Here is a 20,847-nt window from a genome sequence, read left to right as displayed (position 1 = left end):
TTGTGATGCCGGCACGCAAGCCGAGTCGGCCGGGGGTCCGGGGGTTGCCCCCCGGGCACGACGCAGCCCGCTGGGCGCGGGCGGCGGGGCTGTTGGGGGGCTGTTCATGAGGTGAGCGACAGACGGGGGCGGCCGACAGTGCGGTCGGCCGGCCCCGGGACCCGTGCGCACACGAAAGGCATTGGACAGGGGGCGCTGGCCAGAGCTTTCGACGCAAGGGGCACTGAGCGATGACAACGACCGACTATTCGGCGTCCGTCCCCCACAGGGAGGTGACGGACCGCAACGGCCGCGTGTACCGGATCGGCGAGACCGATGTCGACGTCATGGGCCGCACACGCAAGTGGATGGTCATCCTGCCCTGGGTGGGCATGATGGGCATCAGCTCCGCCGAGTACGCGTTCACGTCGGCGGAGGACACGCTCCACGAGGCACATCTGTGGAGCAGCGGACACATCTTCTGGCTGATGGGCGTCTGGGTCTTCTTCCAGGCGGCCGTGGCCTTCCCCGCCGGACAACTGCGGGAGAGCGGCAGGCTGCCCGCCCGTACGGCGATGATGATCGGCGCCGTCGGCACGATGCTCGGCTATCTGTCGCTGGCGTACGCGCCGCATGTCACCGTCGCCTACCTAGGCTTCGGTATGTTCAGCGGCATCGGCGCCGGTCTCGTCTACGCGACCTGCGTGAACATGGTCGGCAAGTGGTATCCGGAGCGCAAGGGCGGCAAGACGGGCTTCGTCAACGGCGGTTTCGCCTACGGGTCCGTGCCCTTCGTCTTCCTGTTCACCTCGTACATGGACCTGACCAACTACCGGACCGTGCTCGCCTGCGTGGGCATCGGACTGTGCCTGGTGGTCGCCTCGGCGGGCTGGTTCTTCAAGGACCCGCCGAAGAACTGGTGGCCCGCGCACGTGGACCCGCTGAAACTGACCGACGACCCGAAGATCCGCCGGGCGCTGGAGAAGAACCCGCCCGCGGTCAAGCAGTACACCCCGAAGGAGGCCGCCCGTACGCCCGTCCTGTGGATGATGTGGTTCTGTCTGCTGTGCACGGCCGGCATCAACATCTTCGGCATCGCCTTCCAGGTGCCGTTCGGCAAGGACATGGGGTTCGCGGGCGGGATCGTGGCCACGGCGATGTCCCTGAAGGCCGTCGTCAACGGCACCGGACGCGGCGTCATCGGCTGGATCTCCGACCGCTCCGGGCGCCGTAACACCCTGATCATCGTCTGCATCGTGCTCGGCACGGCGCAATTCGGCGTGCTGGTCTCCGGCCAGATGGGCAGCATGCCGTTCTTCCTGTTCTGCTCCATGGTCTCCGGCTTCGGCGGCGGGGCGATCTTCCCGCTGTTCGCGGCCATGACGGCGGACTACTTCGGCGAGAACAACAACGCCACCAACTACGGAATGGTCTACAGCTCGAAGCTGATCTCCGGGCTCGTCGGCTCCGGCCTGGGCGCGGTCGTCGTCGGCGCGTGGGACTACCACGGCGCGTTCGTGCTGGCCGGCTCCATCGGCCTGGCCTCCGCGGTGCTGGCGATCTTCCTGAAGTCCCCGGGCAGGCCGAAGGCCCGGCGCATCGTCCCCAACCCGCACCCGCTCGGCGAGGAGATGGCATAAGCATGACAGCAGATCCGCTCTCGGCCGATCCGACAGCCGCACACCGTCCCTATCGCGAGGTCACCGACTCCCGAGGCCGCGTCTACCGCATCGGCGAGACCGACCGGGACATCCTCGGCCACTCCCGCAAGCTCATGGTGTATCTGCCCTGGCTGGCCATGATGGCCATCAGCGTCTTCGAGTACGCGTACGGCTCCGCGGAGGACACCCTGTCGCACGCCCACGGCTGGACTCAGTCCAACACCTTCTGGATCCTCAGCATCTGGGTGTTCTTCCAGGCCGGCATCGCCTTCCCGGCGGGCTGGATGCGCGAGAAGGGCATCCTGACGGCCCGTAGGGCCATGTACGTGGGTTCCGGCATGTGTCTGGTCGGTTTCCTCGCCCTGTCCCACCTGAGCAACGTCCTGCTGGCGATCCTGGGCTTCGGCGTCATCGGCGGCATCGGGGCCGGCCTGGTCTACGCGACCTGCATCAACATGGTCGGCAAGTGGTTCCCCGAGCGCCGCGGCGCGCGGACCGGCTTCGTCAACGGCGGCTTCGCGTACGGGTCGCTGCCGTTCATCTTCATCTTCAACTACGCCTTCGACACCGGGAACTACCACCGCGTCCTGGACCTGATCGGCTGCTACATCATGATCGTGGTCTTCGGGTGCGCGTTCTTCTTCAAGGACCCGCCGAAGAACTGGTGGCCCGCGGACATCGATCCGCTCACGTTCGCCGGCAACGGGAAGAACGCGGCGAGCCTCGCCAAGAACCCTCCGGCAGTGAAGCAGTACACGCCCAAGGAGGCCGTCAGGACGGGCATGCTGCCCCTGATGTGGATCTCCATCGTGATGACGGCCGGTGTGTCGATCTTCGGGATCTCCTTCCAGGTCGACTACGCCAAGGACGTCGGCTTTGGTCCCCTGGTGGCGGCCTCCTCCATGGGTGTCATGGCGGTCATCAACGGCGTCGGGCGCGGCGTCGTGGGCTGGCTGTCCGACAAGTGGGGCCGCAAGTCGACCCTGGTGTTCGTCATCGTCGTGCTCGGGCTCGCCCAGTTCGGGGTGATCCTGGCGGGCGAGATGAAGAGCGAGTGGCTGTTCCTGTTCTTCGCCTTCCTGTCCGGATTCGGCGGCGGCGCCTTCTACCCGATGTTCGCGGCGCTCACGCCGGACTACTTCGGGGAGAACTACAACGCCACCAACTACGGCCTGGTCTACAGCGGCAAGCTGATCAGCGGCCTGTTCGGCGGGGGCCTCGGCTCCATGGTGGTCGCGGCCTGGGGCTACAACGGGGCGTACGCGCTGGCCGGCGGTGTCTCGATGGTCGCGGCGGCGATCGCCCTGCTGCTGCGGCAGCCCGGGCGGAGCAACACGGCCGCGCTGACTCCGGATCCGCAGCCCGCGGGGTGACGGCACGCGCGTGAGGAGGCCCTCCCCAGGCTGCGGGGAGGGCCTCACCGCGCGGGCGTGCCCCTGGCTTGTTGAATCGAGCCCAGACGCGCGGTCTGCAGCCGTAGTGTCCAGGGTGCCGGTCGGCACGGGTCCGTGTGTCAGCGGTCGCCGAACTCCTCGCCCTGGTCCGCGTGTTGGTGGTCATGCCGGTGGTCGAAGCCCGTTCGTGCAGCGGAGCGAAGGAATCTCAGTCCTTCGCCCGCTCGTGATACGACCGCCGTGTGTGCTCGGTGTGCTCGCGCATCAGCCGGGTGGCCCGCTGCTCGTCCCGGTCCGAGATCGCGGCGATCAGCTCCCGGTGCTCGATCCAGGACTGCTGCCCCCGCTGCCGGGCGATCGGCGTGTAGTACCAGCGCACCCGGCGGTCCACCTGGGCCGCCAGCTCCGCGAGGACCGCGTTCCCCGCCAGCTCCATGATCTTCGCGTGGAACCGGGCGTTCATAGCGACCGCCGCGTCCACGTCGTCCGCCGCGACCGCCTTCTCGCCCTCGGCGCACAGCTCCTCCAGGACCGAGATCCCGGCGCTGCCCGTGTTCGCCGCGGCGAGTCTCGCCGCCTCGGCCTCCAGGAGCGTACGGACGGTGAGGAGCTGGTCGGCCTCCTCCTCCGTCGGCTCGTGCACGAACGCGCCCTGGGCGGGCCGCAGATCGACCCATCCGTCGGTGTTCAGCCGTTGCAGCGCCTCCCGCACCGGCTGGCGGGACACGCCGAGGTGACCCGCGAGTTCACTCTCGACGAGATGCTGGCCGGGCCGCAGGGCGCGGGTGGTGATGAGTTCGAGCAGCGCCTCGTAGACGCGGTCGCGCAGCGGGCCGGGCCGTTCGAGCTTGGGTACCGCACCCTGCGGCAGTCCTGTCGACAACATCGGTCCCCCTCCTGGGGCAGCGCGGGGCAACTTGCAGCCGGAAAGACAGTATGGATTGTCTTTCGTCTACAGTCTACGGCGCATCACGGCCAGGGAGATGGGCGGTCGGCTGTGTCACACCCGGCCGTCCCCGCAGGTCACGGGCAGCGGACGACCTGACCGGCGTAGGACAGGTTTCCGCCGAAGCCGAACAGCAGGACCGGGTCGCCGGTGGTGATCGCGCCCTGTTCGACGAGCTTCGAGAACGCGAGCGGGATGCTCGCCGCCGAGGTGTTGCCGGACTCCACGACGTCTCGCGCGACGACGGCGTTGACGGCGCCGATCTTCTCGGCGAGGGGTTCGATGATGCGCAGGTTGGCCTGGTGCAGCACGACTCCGGCGAGGTCGGCGGGCTCCAGCCCGGCGCGTTCGCAGGCCTTGCGGGCGATGGGCGGCAGCTGAGTGGTGGCCCAGCGGTAGACGCTCTGCCCCTCCTGCGCGAACCGCGGGGGCGTCCCCTCGATCCGCACGGCGTGCCCCATCGCGGGCACCGAGCCCCACAGCACCGGCCCTATACCGGCGTTCTCCGAGGCCTCGACCACGGCGGCCCCAGCTCCGTCGCCGACGAGGACGCAGGACGTGCGGTCGGTCCAGTCCGTCACCTCGGACATCTTGTCGGCGCCGATGACCAGGGCACGGGTGGATCCGCCCGCACGGACCGCGTGATCGGCCGTCGCCAGCGCATGCGTGAACCCCGCGCACACGACGTTGATGTCCATCGCGGCGGGCGAGGGGATGCCGAGGCGGGCGGCGACGCGGGCGGCCATGTTGGGCGAGCGGTCTATGGCCGTGGACGTCGCCACCAGGACCAGGTCGATGTCGCCCGGTGCGAGGCCGGCCGCCGCGAGGGCCTTGGCGGCGGCGTGCGCGGCCAGCTCGTCGACCGGCTCGTCGGGTCCGGCGATGTGGCGTGTGCGGATGCCCACCCGGGACGTGATCCACTCGTCACTGGTGTCGACCATGCCCGCCAGGTCCTCGTTGGTGAGTACCTTGGCGGGCTGGTAGTGGCCGACGGCGGCGATGCGCGAGCCGTTCATTGGGTGGTCCCCCTCGTTGCCCTGGGTTGCGGGATCCACCAGTCTGATCAGTGACTCACGGGTACGACGGCACGTAAGGCGACAGGAAACGGGCGCCCGGGTTGTCGGCTTCTGTCAGACCCTCGGACACCCTGGTTGTTCCCGAACAGTCACCCACAGTCACACGGCGCACGGCAACCGGACGAAACGGTCACCCGGTGAACAGCTTCGTCGCCTTCTGTACGAGCTCGTACAGCCCGTACACGAGCGGCGCCCCCACCCACAGCCAGGAGAAGGCGATCAGCGGGCGCCGGTCAGGCGGACTCTGACTGCTGTCGTCAGACATCGACGGTCTCCTCCTTCGGGGTGGGGATGTGGTGACGGGCATGGACCGGCCGGACCAGTTCGTTGGCGACGAAGCCGACGACGAGCAGGCCGATCATGATGACGAAGGAGAGCTCGTACAGGGACGGGCCGCTCTTCCCGGCGTCCTTCTGATGGTCGGCGATCCAGTTCACGATCAGCGGTCCGAGGACGCCGGCCAGGGACCAGGCGGTGAGCAACCGGCCGTGGATCGCGCCGACTTGATAGGTCCCGAAGAGGTCCTTCAGGTAGGCCGGGATGGTCGCGAAGCCGCCGCCGTAGAAGGAAAGGATCACCATCGCGCACAGCACGAACAGCGGCTTGGAGGAGTCGCCGAACAGCGCGATCAGCGCGTACATCACCGCGCCGGTGCCGAGATAGACGCGGTAGATGTTCTTGCGGCCGATGAGGTCGGAGGTGGACGACCAGCCGATGCGGCCCGCCATGTTGGCGGCGGAGAGCAGGGCGACGAAGCCCGCCGAGGCCGACACCGACACCGGGGTCGAACTGTCCTTGAAGAAGTCCTGGATCATCGGCGCGGCCTTCTCCAGGATGCCGATGCCGGCGGTCACGTTCATACAGAGCACGACCCACAGGAACCAGAACTGCGGTGTGCGGATGGCACTGTTGGCGGAGACCTGCGGCCCGTGGAGCACGCTCGGCGCGCCCTCGACCGGCTTCTCGCTGCGCGGGACCCGCACCAGCAGCACGCCGAGCGACATGAAGACGGCGTACGACAGCCCGTGCACGAGGAACGCGAGCGCGATCCCGGAGCTGTCGGTGCCGAAGGACGCCAGCATCTGCGTCGACCAGGGCGAGGCGATGAGCGCGCCGCCGCCGAAGCCCATGATGGCTATGCCGGTGGCCATGCCGGGCCGGTCCGGGAACCACTTGATCAGCGTCGAGACGGGCGAGATGTAGCCGATGCCCAGGCCGATGCCGCCGACGAAGCCGTAGCCGAGGACGATCAGCCAGTACTGCTCGGTGGCCGCGCCGAGCGCGGAGATCAGGAAGCCGGACGAGAAGCAGACCAGGGCCACCGTCATCGCCCAGCGCGGCCCGTTGCGCTCGACCAGCGTGCCGCCGAACGCGGCGGACAGACCGAGCATCACGATGGCCAGCTGGAAGGGCAGCGCGCTCTCGGTACCGCTCAGACCCAGCGAGGACTCGAGGGGCGGCTTGAACACGCTCCAGGCATAGGCCTGACCGATGGACAGATGGACGGAGAGAGCGGCGGGGGGAACCAGCCAGCGGCTCCAGCCGGCCGGTGCGACAGGGGGACTCATGATCCCGAACGGTAGGCAGTCCCAAGGGAGTTGAGAAGGCGGCGCGTCGACCGTATGCGATGAACGGTGCGCGGGGAGCGCCGAACGGTCGTACCGCCCGGTCTTCCGAACCGTGCGCGGAGTCTTGTCGACCCCACCTCCATACTGTAGACAATATTCAGTCGACAGAGGTCGACGGTGCGCCCTCTCCGCGGTATCCCTCGACCGAACGGAGCTCCCTCGTCATGAAAGTCGCAGTCCTCGGCGCCGGTGCGATCGGCGCCTACGTCGGTGCCGCGCTCCATCGCGCAGGCGCCGACGTCCATCTCGTCGCCCGTGGACCGCATGTGGCGGCCATGAGGCAGCACGGAGTACGGGTGCTCAGCCCTCGCGGCGACTTCACCGCGCGGGCCCACGCCACCGACGACCCGGCGGAAATCGGCCCGGTCGACTATGTCTTCCTGGGCCTGAAGGCCAACGCGTACGCGGCGTGCGGGCCGCTGATCGAGCCCCTTCTGCACGACACCACGGCGGTGATCGCCGCCCAGAACGGCATCCCCTGGTGGTACTTCCACCGGCACGGCGGCCCTCACGACGGCCACCGCGTGGAGAGCGTGGACCCGGACGGCGCGGTCAGTGCGGTGCTCGCGCCGGAGAGGGCCGTCGGTTGTGTCGTCTACGCGGCAACCGAGCTGGCGGGCCCGGGAGTTGTACGGCACCTGGAAGGCACCCGGTTCTCCGTCGGCGAGCCCGACCGCAGCGTCTCCCAGCGCTGCCGGGACTTCAGCGAGGCCATGGTCGCCGGTGGCCTGAAGTGCCCGGTCGAGCCCGACCTGCGCAACGACATCTGGCTCAAGCTGCTCGGCAACATCTCGTTCAACCCGATCAGCGCGCTGGCCCGCGCCACCATGCGGCAGATGTGTCTGCACGGCGGCACCCGCAAGGTCATCGAGACCATGATGGCCGAGACGCTCGCGGTCGCCGAGGCCCTCGGCTGCGAGGTCGGCGTCTCCATCGAGCGCCGTCTCGCCGGCGCCGAACGCGTCGGCGACCACCGCACCTCCACGCTCCAGGACCTGGAGCGCGGCAAGCCGCTCGAACTCGACGTACTCCTCGCGGCCGTCGTCGAGTTGGCGGAGATCACCGGTGTGGAGGTGCCCACCCTGCGCACCGTGCACGCCATCTCGGACCTGCTCGCCCTGAGGACTGCCGCATGAGCAAGAGGACTGTCTCATGAGCAAAAGGAACCGGACCCCGAAGACCTACACCCGGCTCACCCACCCGCTCGTCCGCGACCATCGCAACGAGCCCTTCCGGCAGGCGAGTTGGCAGGAGGCCCTGGACCGGGCGGCCCGCGGCCTGGAGCGCGACCGCGGCGCCTTCGGCATGTTCTCCTGCGCCCGCGCCACGAACGAGATGAACTACGTGGCGCAGAAGTTCGCGCGGGTCGTCATGGGCACCAACAACGTCGACTCCTGCAACCGCACCTGCCATGCCCCCAGCGTCGCGGGTCTCTCCGCCGCCTTCGGCTCGGGCGGCGGCACCTCCTCGTACGAGGAGATCGAGCACACCGACGTCATCGTGATGTGGGGCTCCAACGCCCGCTTCGCGCACCCGATCTTCTTCCAGCACGTCCTCAAGGGCATCAGGAACGGCGCCCGGATGTACGCCGTCGACCCGCGCCGTACCTCCACCGCCGAGTGGGCGGAGAGCTGGCTCGGCCTCAATGTCGGCACCGACATCCCGATGGCGCACGCGATCGGCCGCGAGATCATCCACGCGGGCCTGGCCAACGAGGCGTTCATCGAGCGGGCGACCTCCGGCTTCGACGCGTACAAGGCGCTCGTCGAGCCGTGGACGCTCTCCCTCGCCGAGAAGGTGACCGGCGTACCGGCGCGCGCCATAAGGGAGTTGGCGCACGCCTACGCCCGTGCGGAGCGCGCCCAGCTGTGCTGGACGCTCGGTATCACCGAGCACCACAACGGCACCGACAACGTCCGCGCGCTGATCAACCTGTCCCTGCTGACCGGCCAAGTCGGCCGGTACGGCGCCGGGTTGCAGCCCCTGCGCGGCCAGAACAACGTGCAGGGCGGCGGCGACATGGGCGCCATCCCCAACCGCCTGCCCGGCTTCCAGGACATCCTCGACCCGGACTCCCGCCTGAAGTTCGAGTCGGCCTGGGACACCGTCATCCAGCCCCACTACGGCCTCAACCTCACCCAGATGTTCGAGGCGATGGAGGAGGGCTCGCTGAAGGCCGTCTACTGCATCGGCGAGAACCCGGCGCAGTCGGAGGCCGACAGCGAGCAGGCCGTACGGCGCATGAAGCAGCTGGACTTCCTGGTCGTACAGGACATCTTCCTCACGAAGACGGCCGAGCTGGCGGACGTCGTCCTGCCCGCGACCGCGGGCTGGGCGGAGACCGACGGCACAACCACCAACAGTGAGCGGCGCGTTCAGCGCGTACGCCGGGCGGTCACCCCGCCCGGCGAGGCACGCGAGGACATCGACATCATCTGCGAACTGGCGGCCCGACTCGGCCACGACTGGAAGTACGCCGACGCCGAGGCGGTCTGGAACGAGCTGCGCTCGGTGTCGCCTGACCACTACGGGATGACGTACGAACGCCTGGAGCAGCACCAGGGCATCCAGTGGCCGTGCCCCAGCACCGAGCAGCTCGAACCGACCTATCTGCACAGCCGGTTGTGGGAGACGGACCCGGCCAGGCGCGGCAGGCCGGCGCCCTTCGGGATCGTCCGGCACGACCCGCCGGTCGACCTCACCGACGACCAGTACCCGATCCGGCTGACCACCGGGCGACGCCTCGACTCCTACAACACCGGTGTGCAGAGCGGGGGCTTCGCCTCCCCACTGCGGCGCGGCGAGTACATCGAGCTGTGCCCGGAGGACGCCGAGCGCTACGGGGTCGTGGTCGGCGAGGAGGTGCAGGTGTCCTCGCGACGGGGTTCGGTCGTGGCACCGGTGTGGGTCGACACGGCGCTGCGGCCCGGGCTCGCCTTCATGACCATGCACTTTCCCGACGAGGTGGACACCAACCAGCTGACGATCGAGGCCAATTGCCCGATCGCGGGGACGGCGGAGTTCAAGGCGTCGGCGATCCGGATCGAGAAACTCCCCGTCGCGACCATCGTGAGGTGACCCAAGTGGACCTGCACTTCGGCGACAGCAAGCCGACGGACGACGAACGGGCCGCCGTGGACACCCTGTTGGGTCCTCCGGAGTCCTCCTGGGAGGGCGCCGACCGGTCCGACGCCGACCTGAGGTGGGCGCGCGGCGGCCGCGAGGCCCGGGACCGCCGCGACCTGCTGTTGCCGGGGTTGCACGCGATCAACGACCGGATCGGCTGGATCAGCGAGGGCGCCCTCGACTACCTGTGCCGGCGGCTGACCGTGCCACCGGCGGAGGCGTACGGCGTCGCCACCTTCTACGCGATGTTCTCGCTGAAGCCACGTCCGTCGACCGTGCTCCACGTCTGCACGGACCTCGCGTGCACGGCGGCCGGGGCGTCCGAGCTGTGCGCCGGGGTCGAGGCGCGGCTCGGGCTCGGCAGTGGCGTGCGGGTCGAGCGCAGCCCGTGCCTGGGCCTGTGCGAGCGGGCTCCGGCGGCGCTCGCGATCAAGGCGGGCGATCCGGTGCGTACGGCGGTGTCGGCGCCGGCGACCGTGCACGAGGCGGTCCTCGCCGCGAGCGCGCCGGACTCGGCGCCGGAGGAACCGCCGGCCGCGTCGGCCGTACCGCAAGCGGGACAGGAGGGGCTGATCCTCCTCGAGCGCGTCGGTGTCGTGGACCCGTCCAGCCTCGACGACTACCGCGCGGGCGGCGGCTACACCGCCCTCCGCCGGGCCTTCGAGCTCGGTCCCGCGGGGGTCATCCGCGAGGTCGGCGAATCCGGCCTGGTCGGGCGCGGCGGCGCCGCCTTCCCCACCGGCCGCAAATGGCAGGCCACGGCGTCCCAGCCCGACCACCCCCACTACCTGGTCTGCAACGCCGACGAATCCGAACCGGGCACCTTCAAGGACCGCGTGATCATGGAGGGCGACCCGTACGCGCTGGTCGAGGCGATGACGATCGCGGCGTACGCGATCGGTGCGCACAAGGGGTACCTCTACCTGCGCGGCGAGTATCCGAGGGCGCTGAGGCGAGTCCAGCACGCCATCGACCGGGCACGCGCGCGTGGCTTCCTCGGCGAGGACGTCCTCGGCCAGGGCTACGCCTTCGACATCGAGATCCGGCGCGGTGCGGGCGCCTACATCTGTGGCGAGGAGACGGCCCTGTTCAACTCCATCGAGGGCTACCGGGGCGAGCCGCGCTCCAAGCCGCCCTTCCCGGTGGAGAAGGGCCTGTTCGGCAAGCCGACGGTCGAGAACAACGTCGAGACGCTGGTCAACGTACTCCCGATCCTGACCATGGGCGCTCGGGCGTACGCGGCGATCGGCACGGAGAGGTCCACCGGGCCCAAGCTGTTCTGTGTGTCGGGGAGTGTGGAGCGGCCCGGGATCTACGAGCTTCCGTTCGGGGCCACACTCGGCGAGCTCCTGGAGAAGGCCGGTGTACGGGACCGGCTGCGGGCGGTGCTCCTCGGCGGCGCGGCGGGCGGCTTCGTACGGCCGGACGAAGTGGACATCCCGCTCACCTTCGAAGGCACGCGGGAGGCGGGCACGACCCTCGGGTCCGGAGTCGTCATGGCCTTCGACGACACCGTGCCGCTCCCCCGGCTGCTCTTGCGCATCGCGGAGTTCTTCCGGGACGAGTCGTGCGGGCAGTGTGTGCCGTGCCGGGTCGGGACCGTGCGGCAGGAGGAGGCGCTGCACCGGATCGTGGAGCGCACGGGTGCGGCCGCCGCCGACGACATCGCCCTGCTCAGGGAGGTCGGCCGCGCGATGCGGGACGCCTCGATCTGCGGTCTGGGGCAGACCGCGTGGAACGCCGTGGAATCCGCGATCGACCGTCTGGGGGCGTACGAATGACCGTGACACCGCTGGGGATCCCGCGCCGGTTGTTGGAGTTCACGATCGACGGGGAGGCGGTCCGGGCGCCGGAGGGCTCGACGATCCTCGACGTGTGCCGGGCGGCCGGGAAGGATGTGCCGACGCTCTGCCAGGGCGACACGCTGCGCCCGAAGAACGCCTGCCGGGTCTGTGTCGTCGAGGTCGAGGGCTCCCGGACCCTCGTCCCGGCCTGCTCCCGCAAGGCCGAGCCCGGCATGGTCGTCCGGACCGACACGGAACGCGCCCGGCACAGCCGCAAGATCGTCCTCGAACTGCTCGCCTCCTCGGTCGACTTGTCGACGACTCCACAAGTCGCCGAATGGATCAAGGAGTACGAGGCGAAGCCGGACCGGTTCGGCCCGGACGCGGCGCGGCTCGACGAGGAACCGAGGGTCGACAACGATCTGTATGTGCGCGACTACGGCAAGTGCATCCTCTGCTACAAGTGCGTCGACGCCTGTGGCGACCAGTGGCAGAACACCTTCGCGATCTCGGTCTCCGGACGGGGTTTCGACGCCCGGATCGCCGTCGAGCAGGACGCCCCGCTGACCGACTCGGCGTGTGTGTACTGCGGGAACTGCATCGAGGTGTGTCCGACCGGTGCGCTGTCCTTCAAGTCGGAGTTCGACATGCGTGCGGCGGGTACGTGGGACGAGGCGAAGCAGAGCGAGACGACCACCGTGTGCGCGTACTGCGGTGTGGGCTGCAACCTCACGCTCCACGTGCAGGACAATGAGATCGTGAAGGTCACCTCCCCGCACGACAACCCGGTGACCCACGGCAATCTCTGCATCAAGGGCCGCTTCGGCTACCAGCACGTACAGAACCGGGACTGAGGCACACATGGGACGAGTCACGGAACGACGCAAGGTGATCCGCATCCGCGACGGGGTGGTCTCGTCCCGCCCGGACACACTGGTCGCCGAGGAACCGCTGGAGATCCGGCTGAACGGCAAGCCGCTCGCGATCACCATGCGCACCCCGGGCGACGACTTCGCGCTGGCCGCGGGCTTCCTGGTCAGCGAGGGTGTGCTGGCGGAGCGGGGCGATCTGCAGAACATCGTGTACTGCGCGGGCGCCACGGTCGACGGCTCGAACACGTACAACGTGGTGGACGTGCGGACCGCGCCGGGCGTGAGGATCCCCGACATAACCCTGGAGCGGAACGTCTACACGACCTCGTCCTGCGGCCTGTGCGGCAAGGCGAGCCTCGACGCGGTGCGTACGACGGCCCGCTGGCCGATAGCCGACACTCCCCCGGTCCGGGTCGACCCCGAGCTGCTCGCGAGCCTCCCCGACCGGCTGCGGGCGGCCCAGCGGGTCTTCGACCGGACCGGGGGCCTGCACGCCGCGGCCCTGTTCACCGAGGACGGCGAGCTGCTCGACATACGGGAGGACGTGGGCCGGCACAACGCGGTCGACAAGCTGGTCGGCCGCGCCCTGCAGAACGGCGATCTCCCGCTGTCCCGCACCATCCTGCTGGTCTCCGGCCGGGCCTCGTTCGAGCTCGCCCAGAAGGCGGTCATGGCGGGCATCCCGGTCCTGGCGGCGGTCTCGGCACCGTCCTCGCTCGCCGTCGACCTGGCGGCGGAGACCGGCCTGACCCTGGTGGGCTTCCTGCGGGGCAGCTCCATGAACGTGTACGCGGGCGAGGACCGTGTCGCTCTACGGACCGCGGCCGCCCAGAGCTGACCGGCTCCCCGCGACACGGCGGCGGGGCCCCGATCGGCGGGGAGCGCCCCCTGCGCCGCGGGGCCCCGCCTCAGCCGGACGAGGGCCGGACCTCAGGCCACGAACCGCACCTCCGCCGCCCGCACCACCGTCCCCAGCCGAGGAAAGTCCAGCCGCACCGACGCCTCGTGCTCGGCGGCCGTGAACGCGGCCATCGCGTCCTCGACGAAGACCAGGCCGTAGCCCAGGTCGCCGGCGGCGCGGGCGGTGGACTCGACGCCCAGGTTGGTGGCGATGCCGCCGAACACGAGGGTGCGTACGCCGCGTTCCCGCAAGCGCTCGTCCAGGTCCGTGCCCTGGAAGGCGCCGATCGTCCCCTTCACGACCTCGACATCGCCGTCCCGGGCCAGGCCCGCCACCAGGCCGCTGCCGGGCGGCTGTTCGGCGACGCCGGGGCGTTCGACGCGGACGAGGACGACGGGCGCGCCGACCGAACGGAAAGCGGTCGCCAACTCCTCGGCGGCGGACAGGACTTCGGTGCCCTTACGGGGCTCCAGGGGCAGCGCGACGATCCGGTCCATCAGATCGACGAGGACGAGAGCACTGCGTGCGGGATCCAGGGCGAGGGGTGCGGTCATGACGGAACGTTATCCGTCATCAGCCCTCCGTATCAGGTATCCGTGCCGGAAATCCGGATCAACAGGCCCATGAACCGGTCGCGTTCGGCCTCCGAGAGCGGGGCGAGCAGCTCGTCGTTGGCCACGCGCGCCGCCTTCTCGCAGCGCTTGAGCGGCCGTGCGCCCTCCGAGGTGATCGACACCGCGTTCTTGCGCCGGTCCTTCGGGTCCGGCTCGCGCACCACCAGGCCCGCGGCCTGCAGGTCGTTGAGGACACCGACCAGGTCCTTGGGGTCGAGCCGCACACTGCGGCCGAGGTCGGCCTGGGCGACGGGGGCGAGGTCGCGGACGGCGGAGAGCACCACGTGGTGCCACATCCTCAGCCCCTCGACCGCCAGCGCCTCGGCCACCAGGGCCCGCCCACGGGCGGCCGACCGTGATCGGCTTCCAGATGGCGCGGATCGCCCGCGGGAAGCCGGAGTTGTACGAGAACGGGCGGCGGGAGCTGTGGCGGCTGTTCGCGGAGGGGGCGCTGAAGCCCGCGGTGCACGGGGAGTTCGCACTGGAGGACGCGGCGAAGGCGCACGAGGTGATCGAGGCGCGGAGCAACCTGGGCAAGGTGGTGCTGCGACCGTGAAATCCGCGACCGCACGCTCCTTGTGAGGCTCCGGACGCCGCAACTAGCCTCTGTGACACGGACGTTGGACGTGGGATGTCCGGATGTCCAGACCTCTGAAGGGCAGGTTCGCACCATGCCGTCACGTCTTCGCGCACGTCTGAGAGCCACCCTCACCACCGTGTTCACGACGGCCGCGCTGCTCGCGCTGCCGAACGCGGCTCATGCCCAACCCGCCTCCACGGAACCGGACTTCGAGCAGCAGATCCTCTTCAAGGCCGCGCAGGACCCGGGTTACGCCTGCTTCCGTATACCGGCGATCGTGAGGACCACGGACGGCACGCTGCTCGCGTTCGCCGAGGGCCGGGTGCTCAACTGCGGGGACGCCGCCGACATCGACATCGTGCTGAAGCGGTCCACGGACGGCGGGCGAACCTGGGGCCCGCTGCAGGTGGTCACCCACGGCGGCGGGGACACGCACGGCAACCCGGCGCCGATCGTGGACCGCGAGACGGGCCGCGTCCTGCTCGCCGAGACCTGGAACACCGGCCGCACGGACAGCGCCAGTTGCTCGGTGCCCTGCGACCGCACCCCACACCTGCAGTACAGCGACGACGACGGCACGACCTGGTCCGAGCCGCGTGATCTGAGCGACGAGATCCTCCCGGCCGACTGGAACTCCTGGTACGCCACCGGGCCCGTCCACGGCATCCAGCTCACCCGTGGCAGGCACGCCGGCCGGCTGGTCTTCGGCGTCAACACCGAGACATGGAACGGCAGTCGGGTCACCGCCAACCACGCGGCGCTGATCGTCAGCGACGACGGCGGCGACCACTGGCGGATCGGCGCCACGGACAGCTGGCCGATCGCGGACGACGGCACCTTCCGGCAGAAGCCCTCCGAAACGGCCCTCGCCGAGCGCACCGACGGCTCGATCCTCGTCAGCGGCCGCGAAACGGACGGCACCGACCTCGGGCACCGCACCCAGGCGGTCAGCCACGACGGCGGCGACAGCTTCACCGCGCCGTTCCACGACCTGCCCGACCTCTACACCCCCATGGTCCAGGGCTCGGTGCTGCGCCTGGGCGACCGCCTCCTGCTCGCCTGCCCCGGCGACCCCGACCGCCGCCGGACCATGATGATCCGCTCCTCCTACGACGGCGGCCGCACCTGGGACAGCGTCGACCGCGGCACGGTCGTGACCACGGACTGGTCGGGCTACTCCGACATGGCGCGCATCGACCACGACACCGTGGGGCTGATGTACGAGGGCGGGGCGGTGGACGCCCGCGACGAGATCCGGTTCGCCCGCTTCACCGAGGACTGGCTGCAGCCCCGCCGCGGCCCCGACCCCACCACCACCGACCTGGCCCCGCACGCCCGCCCGGCGGCCGTCCTCGGCGGCGCTCAGGAGACGGCCGGCGTGATCGGCGGCGCCCTGGAGTTCGACGGCACCGACGACGCCGTACGCCTGCCGTACAGCGACCGACTCCCGCTCGGGGCGAAGGAGTTCACGGCATCGCTGTGGTTCCGGTACACCGCCACGACCGGTGAGCAGCCACTGCTGTGGATGGGCGGGATCGGCACCACCCAGCCGCAGGTGTGGCTGCGCGGCGAGCCCGCGAGCAACCGCATCCAGGGGCTGATCACCGTACGCAACGGCGCGGCGGCCCCGCAGTCGGCGTCCGTCCGCACCACCGGCGCCTACAACGACGGCCAGTGGCACCACCTGGCACTGCGCCGCGGTGGCGGCCGGCTGGCCCTGTTCATCGACGGTACGGAGCTCAGCACCGCCGACGTGCCGGGCTCGGTCAGCCGCAACTCGCCCTTCGGCGTGCACATCGGCCAGCGCATGGACAGCAGGGCCTTCTTCGCCGGCGCGATCGACGACGTCCACGTCTGGGACCGGGCCCTGAGCGACGAGGAGTTGGCCGCCGGGCGGGACCTGTCCGCGAAGGACACGAAGGACATGAAGAAGATGAAGGACATGAAGGACACCGTCCTGTGGCTGCCCATGGACCACGTGCGCAAGAGCCACTAACGTCCCGTGGGTGCCCGACGACGTACGAGCACGACAGCGGACGGGAACCGGCCTCGGCCTGCTGCTGACGCTGGTTCTCGGTGCCGTGCTGCTCACCGCCCTTCCGGACGACGGCGAACGGGAGGGCGGTGGGTGTACGCCGTACACGACCGCTTCCTGGTCGAAGGACGACCGCCTCACCGGTGAGTTCACCCGCTACGGCGACGACGAGTCCCGCACCGACGACTGGACCGGCGGCGACGGCACCCACTCGGTGCGGCTGCCGGACGGCCGGGTGCTGTGGCTGTTCTCGGACACCTATCTGGGTCAGGTGCACGCCCCGCCCAACCCGGTCGGCGAGTCCGCCGCCTGGCGGGACACCTCGGCGCCCCTGGTGCGGAACTCGGCCGTGGTGATGCGCGGCAGCCGCCTGGAGACCACCCTTCCCACCCCGCTCTTCCCGGACCCGGCCCCGAACCAGTGGCGTTGGCCGGTCGCGGCCCGCGTCGAGCCGCGCTCCCCCGGTTCGTCCGAGAAGGTCGTCAGGGTCGTGCTGTGGGTGCGGACGGCCGGACAGTCGCCGTGGATCTACGGTGTGCCGACGGCCACCGAGGTCGCCACGCTCTCCCTGCCCGACCTACGGGTCGAGTCGGTCGTGAAGGTGCTCGACCAGAGCCTGGTCACCGACCCCTCCCGGCGGATTCTGTTCGGCACGACCATGACCGAAAAGGGCGGCTGGACCTATGTGTTCGGCGGCGACGACGGACAGGCGGCTTCCCGGCCGGCCTCGTCGGCGTATGCGGCGCGGGTGCCGGAGGGACGGCTCGGGGACCCGTCGGCCTGGCGGTACTGGGACGGCTCAGGGTGGGGGCTGCGGCCGAGACCGCTGAGCGGCGCGAAGGTGGGCAGCGCCTTCTCGGTGGTGCGGGTGAACGGCACGTATGTGCTGTTCACGATGGCCGCCGGGGCGGCGGGGCTGACCACCATGACCTCGTACTGGTCCTGCTCGCCCACCGGCCCCTGGCACGGTCCCACGAAGAGCTTCAGCCCCTCGCTGCCGGCGGCCGGGGTGGCCGCCTACAACCCGCAGGCGCACCCCGCTGTATCCGACAGCGCCTCCGGCGCGGGCGACGGCGACGGACGGCTGGTGCTCAGCTACGACGTCAACTGGCTGGAGACCACGGGTGCTTCGGCGAGCATCAACGCGAACGTGTCGCTGTACCGACCGCGGTTCGTGACGGTGCGGCTGGTGCGGACGCGGTGACCTCCGCGCTCTCCTCGCGGGGGTCGTGCGAGCGGCGCTTGGCGATCACCGCGCAGACCATCAGCTGCATCTGGTGGAAGAGCATCAGCGGCAGCACGGCCAGCGAGGCGTGGGCGCCGAACAGGACGCTCGCCATGGGCAGTCCGGAGGCGAGGGACTTCTTGGAGCCGGCGAACTGGAGGGCGATCCGGTCCTCGCGGTTGAAGCGCAGCGCCTTGCCGCCGTACCAGGTCAGGACCAGCATCACGGCGAGCAGCGCGGCCTCGACGACCATCAGTCCGCCGAGCCGGATCGGGCTCACCCGGTGCCAGATGCCCTGGACCATGCCCTCGCTGAACGCGGTGTAGACGACGAGCAGGATCGACCCGCGGTCGACCAGTCCGAGCACCTTCTTGTGCCGGGCGACGAAATCGCCGATCCAGCGGCGCAGCAGCTGCCCGGCGAGGAACGGCACCAGCAGCTGGAACACGATCTGGACGAGCGAGTCGGCCGAGAACCCGCCGGCGCTGCTGCCGAGCAGGGCGGCCGCGAGGAGCGGGGTGACGACGATGCCGACGAGGGAGGAGAAGGAGCCCGCGCAGATGGCCGCGGGGACGTTTCCGCGGGCGATGGACGTGAACGCGATCGACGACTGGATGGTCGACGGGACGAGCGTGAGGAAGAGCAGGCCCTGGTAGAGCGGGTGCGTCAGGAGGACCGGGACGAGACCGCGGGCGGCCAGGCCCAGCAGCGGGAAGATCACGAACGTGCAGGCGAGGACCGTGCCGTGCAGCCGCCAGTGCTTGAGTCCGTCCAGCGCTTCACGGGTGGAGAGCCGGGCGCCGTACAGGAAGAAGAGGAAGGCGATCGCGGCCGTGGAGGCACCGGAGGCCACGTCGGCCCCCGCCCCGCGCGCCGGGAGGAGAGCCGCGAGGCCCACCGTCCCGAGCAGCAGCAGGATGTACGGGTCGATCGGCATCCAACTCGGCCATCGCAGGCGTTTCACGGTGCTCCACTTGCTTGTCGCTGTCGGCATTGAATCTCTGGGTGTCTGTGGGGAGGGCACGGAGTCCCCCGCTCCATCGTCCTCCTCGGACAGCCGATCGGGAATCCGTCATACCGCTCTGACTGCCATCACGTTCCGCGATAGGCAGCTACCCTTCCTTTCATGTACGACCCCTCCCACCTGCGCACCTTTCTGGCGGTCGCCCAGACCCTGAGCTTCACCCAGGCCGCTCGCCGGCTGGGGCTGCGCCAGTCGACGGTCAGCCAGCACGTACGGCGTCTGGAGGACGCCACCGGCCGTCAGCTGTTCTCCCGGGACACGCACTCGGTGGAGCTGACGGAGGACGGCGAGGCGATGCTCGGTTTCGCGCGCCGGATCCTGGAGGTGCACGAACAGGCGTCGGCGTTCTTCACCGGCACGCGACTGCGCGGCCGGCTCCGCTTCGGCGCCTCGGAGGACTTCGTGCTGACCCGGCTCCCGGAGATCCTGGAGGGCTTCCGCTACGACCATCCCGAGGTCGACCTGGAGTTGACGGTCGAACTCTCCGGCACACTGCACGAGCAGCTGGCGGCCGGGAAACTGGACCTGGTGCTGGCCAAGAAGCGCCCGGAGGATCCGCGCGGGCAGCTGGTCTGGCACGACGAGCTGGTGTGGATCGGCGCGGAACGGCTCCGTCTCGACCCGGACCGCCCGGTCCCGCTGATCGTCTTCCCGCCGCCCGGTATCACCCGCGCCCTCGCCTTCGAGTCCCTGGAGCGGCAGGGCCGGTCCTGGCGTATCGCCTGCACCAGCGGCAGTCTGAGCGCCCTGATCGCGGCGGCCCGCGCGGGCCTCGGCGTGATGGCCCACTCCCGCGGCCTGATCCCGCCGGGCCTGGTCCGCGTCCCCGACCGCTTCGGCCTGCCCGAACTGGGCCGCGTCGACTTCGTCCTGGTCCACGGCCGCCGCCCCGCCCCGGCCCAGAGCGCGGCGGACGCCCTGGCGACGACGATCCTGGCGGGCGGGGACCGGCTGCAGCGCCGACGCGGTGGTTAGCGGGGCGGCCGATAGGTCAGCTGCTTGACGTTGCGCAGGTACGGGGTCGCCTCAACGTGTTGGACACCTTCCAATTGGCCGAGAGGGCCGCTGAGGTAGGCGTACAGATCGGCGGTGCTCCTGACGACCGCCGTCGCGGTGAGGTTGCTGGAGCCCGCGGTCGCGGAGGCGTGGGCGATCGGGGCATGCGCGGCCAGGGCCTCACCGACGGAGTGGAGAGCCGCGGGGGCGACGGTGAGCCAGAGGGCCGCGTACACGGGATGACCGATGGTCGCGGGGATGAACTCGCTGTCGAAGAAGATCGCTCCGGAGGCGACCAGGGTGGCCAGGCGTCGTTTGACAGCGGACTCCGACCGCCCCGTCGCGCGCTGGAGTTCGGGGTAGGTGGCGCGTCCGTCGCGTTCGAGAACGGCGACCAGCGGCTCGTCCTGCGGTTCGATGCGGGCGGGGCCCGGATCGGGCACGGGATCGGGGGTCAGGGCGTCGATCTGGTCCGGGGCGAGCATGTCGAGCTTCCGCAGCCAGCCCTGCGGGCCGCCGTAGAAGCGGTGCAGTTTCTGGTAGGCCCGGATCTCCAGCACGCGCGGGGTGCGCGGGAGCTTGGCAAGGAGCAGGTCGTCGCGCTCGCCGTCGTTGCGCGGCCGGGTGCCGAGCACCACCTCGGTACCACCGGAGGCGAGCCCGATCCAGCTGGTGTCGGCCCGCTTGGCGAGCGCCTCCGCGATGACCTGGGCGCTGTCGGGGACGCAGCGCAGCCGCAGCGTCCAGTGGTCCAGGCCGAGCGCGTCGCCGTCCCGGTTCGCGACGACACGCAGACCGCCCTCGGCGCACAGCCGCCGGTAACGGCGCGCGACGGTCTGGTCGGAGACACCGAGCACCGCGCCGATCCGGCTGAAGGAGGCACGGCCGTTGACCTCCAGCGCGCTCAGCACCTGCAGGTCGAGCTTGTCGAAGGCGTGGGATTCCATCTCCATCTCGGCCACTCCCGTCGGATTCCGCCGCCAGACGCTTGGCTTTCACTGCGATC

Annotated in this window: 19 protein-coding genes; 11 read left to right on the top strand and 8 right to left on the bottom strand. The window is 70.2% G+C overall.

All coding sequences use genetic code 11. From position 1 onward, the window contains the following. The first annotated feature begins 230 nt into the window (after positions 1–230). Both ACWC09_RS10785 and ACWC09_RS10780 read left to right on the top strand, forming a co-directional pair. Positions 231–1,619 carry an OFA family MFS transporter gene (locus tag ACWC09_RS10785; RefSeq protein ID WP_450850201.1) on the top strand — a complete coding sequence of 463 codons (1,389 nt, stop codon included), beginning with the start codon at positions 231–233 and terminating at the stop codon, positions 1,617–1,619. Positions 1,620–1,621: 2 nt separating this feature from the next. Then, positions 1,622–3,013 (top strand): OFA family MFS transporter, encoded by a 1,392-nt coding sequence (locus ACWC09_RS10780; RefSeq protein ID WP_450850200.1) that lies wholly within the window; start codon positions 1,622–1,624, stop codon positions 3,011–3,013. Positions 3,014–3,242: 229 nt separating this feature from the next. On the opposite strand, the gene ACWC09_RS10775 is transcribed toward ACWC09_RS10780, so the two are convergent. The 4 genes from ACWC09_RS10775 to ACWC09_RS10760 all read right to left on the bottom strand — a co-directional run bounded on the left by ACWC09_RS10775 (position 3,243) and on the right by ACWC09_RS10760 (position 6,624). Continuing rightward, positions 3,243–3,920: a GntR family transcriptional regulator gene (locus ACWC09_RS10775; RefSeq protein ID WP_450850199.1), complete on the bottom strand. Its 678-nt coding sequence runs from the start codon at positions 3,918–3,920 to the stop codon at positions 3,243–3,245. Positions 3,921–4,057: 137 nt separating this feature from the next. Beyond that, complete coding sequence (locus tag ACWC09_RS10770; RefSeq protein WP_450850198.1) at positions 4,058–4,996, bottom strand: beta-ketoacyl-ACP synthase III; 939 nt, start codon at positions 4,994–4,996, stop codon at positions 4,058–4,060. Positions 4,997–5,186: 190 nt separating this feature from the next. Further along, complete coding sequence (locus tag ACWC09_RS10765) at positions 5,187–5,321, bottom strand: MFS transporter small subunit (protein ID WP_450850197.1); 135 nt, start codon at positions 5,319–5,321, stop codon at positions 5,187–5,189. After that, a complete protein-coding gene (locus ACWC09_RS10760) occupies positions 5,314–6,624 on the bottom strand; it encodes an OFA family MFS transporter (protein WP_450850196.1) in 1,311 nt (436 codons plus the stop codon). The genes ACWC09_RS10765 and ACWC09_RS10760 overlap by 8 nt, the downstream gene beginning before the upstream one ends. A gap of 224 nt (positions 6,625–6,848) precedes the next feature. Between ACWC09_RS10760 and ACWC09_RS10755 the strand changes: the two genes are divergently transcribed. The 5 genes from ACWC09_RS10755 to fdhD are packed head-to-tail and all read left to right on the top strand — an operon-like array spanning position 6,849 to position 13,304. Further along, a complete protein-coding gene (locus ACWC09_RS10755) occupies positions 6,849–7,820 on the top strand; it encodes a 2-dehydropantoate 2-reductase (protein WP_450850195.1) in 972 nt (323 codons plus the stop codon). A 16-nt stretch (positions 7,821–7,836) separates the two neighbouring features. Then, positions 7,837–9,762 (top strand): molybdopterin oxidoreductase family protein, encoded by a 1,926-nt coding sequence (locus ACWC09_RS10750; protein ID WP_450850194.1) that lies wholly within the window; start codon positions 7,837–7,839, stop codon positions 9,760–9,762. A gap of 5 nt (positions 9,763–9,767) precedes the next feature. Further along, complete coding sequence (locus tag ACWC09_RS10745) at positions 9,768–11,591, top strand: NAD(P)H-dependent oxidoreductase subunit E (RefSeq protein WP_450850260.1); 1,824 nt, start codon at positions 9,768–9,770, stop codon at positions 11,589–11,591. Next, positions 11,588–12,448, top strand: coding sequence for a 2Fe-2S iron-sulfur cluster-binding protein (locus ACWC09_RS10740; RefSeq protein ID WP_450850193.1), 861 nt, complete (start codon positions 11,588–11,590; stop codon positions 12,446–12,448). The genes ACWC09_RS10745 and ACWC09_RS10740 overlap by 4 nt, the downstream gene beginning before the upstream one ends. A 7-nt stretch (positions 12,449–12,455) precedes the next feature. Further along, positions 12,456–13,304, top strand: coding sequence for a formate dehydrogenase accessory sulfurtransferase FdhD (gene fdhD / locus ACWC09_RS10735; protein WP_450850192.1), 849 nt, complete (start codon positions 12,456–12,458; stop codon positions 13,302–13,304). A 92-nt stretch (positions 13,305–13,396) separates the two neighbouring features. On the opposite strand, the gene ACWC09_RS10730 is transcribed toward fdhD, so the two are convergent. Both ACWC09_RS10730 and ACWC09_RS10725 read right to left on the bottom strand, forming a co-directional pair. Next, positions 13,397–13,921 carry an isochorismatase family protein gene (locus ACWC09_RS10730; RefSeq protein ID WP_450850191.1) on the bottom strand — a complete coding sequence of 175 codons (525 nt, stop codon included), beginning with the start codon at positions 13,919–13,921 and terminating at the stop codon, positions 13,397–13,399. A gap of 32 nt (positions 13,922–13,953) precedes the next feature. Next, positions 13,954–14,463, bottom strand: a complete 510-nt coding sequence (locus ACWC09_RS10725; protein ID WP_450850190.1) for a MarR family winged helix-turn-helix transcriptional regulator — start codon at positions 14,461–14,463, stop codon at positions 13,954–13,956. Between ACWC09_RS10725 and ACWC09_RS10720 the strand changes: the two genes are divergently transcribed. The 3 genes from ACWC09_RS10720 to ACWC09_RS10710 all read left to right on the top strand — a co-directional run bounded on the left by ACWC09_RS10720 (position 14,445) and on the right by ACWC09_RS10710 (position 17,800). After that, positions 14,445–14,537 carry a hypothetical protein gene (locus tag ACWC09_RS10720; protein WP_450850189.1) on the top strand — a complete coding sequence of 31 codons (93 nt, stop codon included), beginning with the start codon at positions 14,445–14,447 and terminating at the stop codon, positions 14,535–14,537. The two genes, ACWC09_RS10725 and ACWC09_RS10720, sit on opposite strands and share 19 nt — an antisense overlap. A gap of 115 nt (positions 14,538–14,652) precedes the next feature. Continuing rightward, entirely contained in the window at positions 14,653–16,557 is a 1,905-nt protein-coding gene (locus ACWC09_RS10715; protein ID WP_450850188.1) for an exo-alpha-sialidase, read from the top strand. 10 nt (positions 16,558–16,567) lie between these two features. Then, positions 16,568–17,800, top strand: a complete 1,233-nt coding sequence (locus ACWC09_RS10710; RefSeq protein ID WP_450850187.1) for a DUF4185 domain-containing protein — start codon at positions 16,568–16,570, stop codon at positions 17,798–17,800. Here the strand turns inward: ACWC09_RS10710 and ACWC09_RS10705 are convergent. Further along, positions 17,736–18,758: a bile acid:sodium symporter family protein gene (locus ACWC09_RS10705; RefSeq protein WP_450850259.1), complete on the bottom strand. Its 1,023-nt coding sequence runs from the start codon at positions 18,756–18,758 to the stop codon at positions 17,736–17,738. The genes ACWC09_RS10710 and ACWC09_RS10705 overlap by 65 nt on opposite strands. A gap of 189 nt (positions 18,759–18,947) precedes the next feature. Between ACWC09_RS10705 and ACWC09_RS10700 the strand changes: the two genes are divergently transcribed. Continuing rightward, entirely contained in the window at positions 18,948–19,820 is an 873-nt protein-coding gene (locus ACWC09_RS10700) for a LysR substrate-binding domain-containing protein (protein ID WP_450850186.1), read from the top strand. Here ACWC09_RS10700 and ACWC09_RS10695 read toward each other — a convergent pair. After that, positions 19,817–20,794 carry an Lrp/AsnC family transcriptional regulator gene (locus tag ACWC09_RS10695; RefSeq protein ID WP_450850185.1) on the bottom strand — a complete coding sequence of 326 codons (978 nt, stop codon included), beginning with the start codon at positions 20,792–20,794 and terminating at the stop codon, positions 19,817–19,819. The genes ACWC09_RS10700 and ACWC09_RS10695 overlap by 4 nt on opposite strands. Between the last annotated feature and the right edge of the window lie 53 nt (positions 20,795–20,847).

Source organism: Streptomyces sp. NPDC001617, assembly GCF_053596855.1.
Note: the sequence above shows the minus strand (reverse complement) of the source record. Positions and strands in the feature narration are given on the sequence as shown.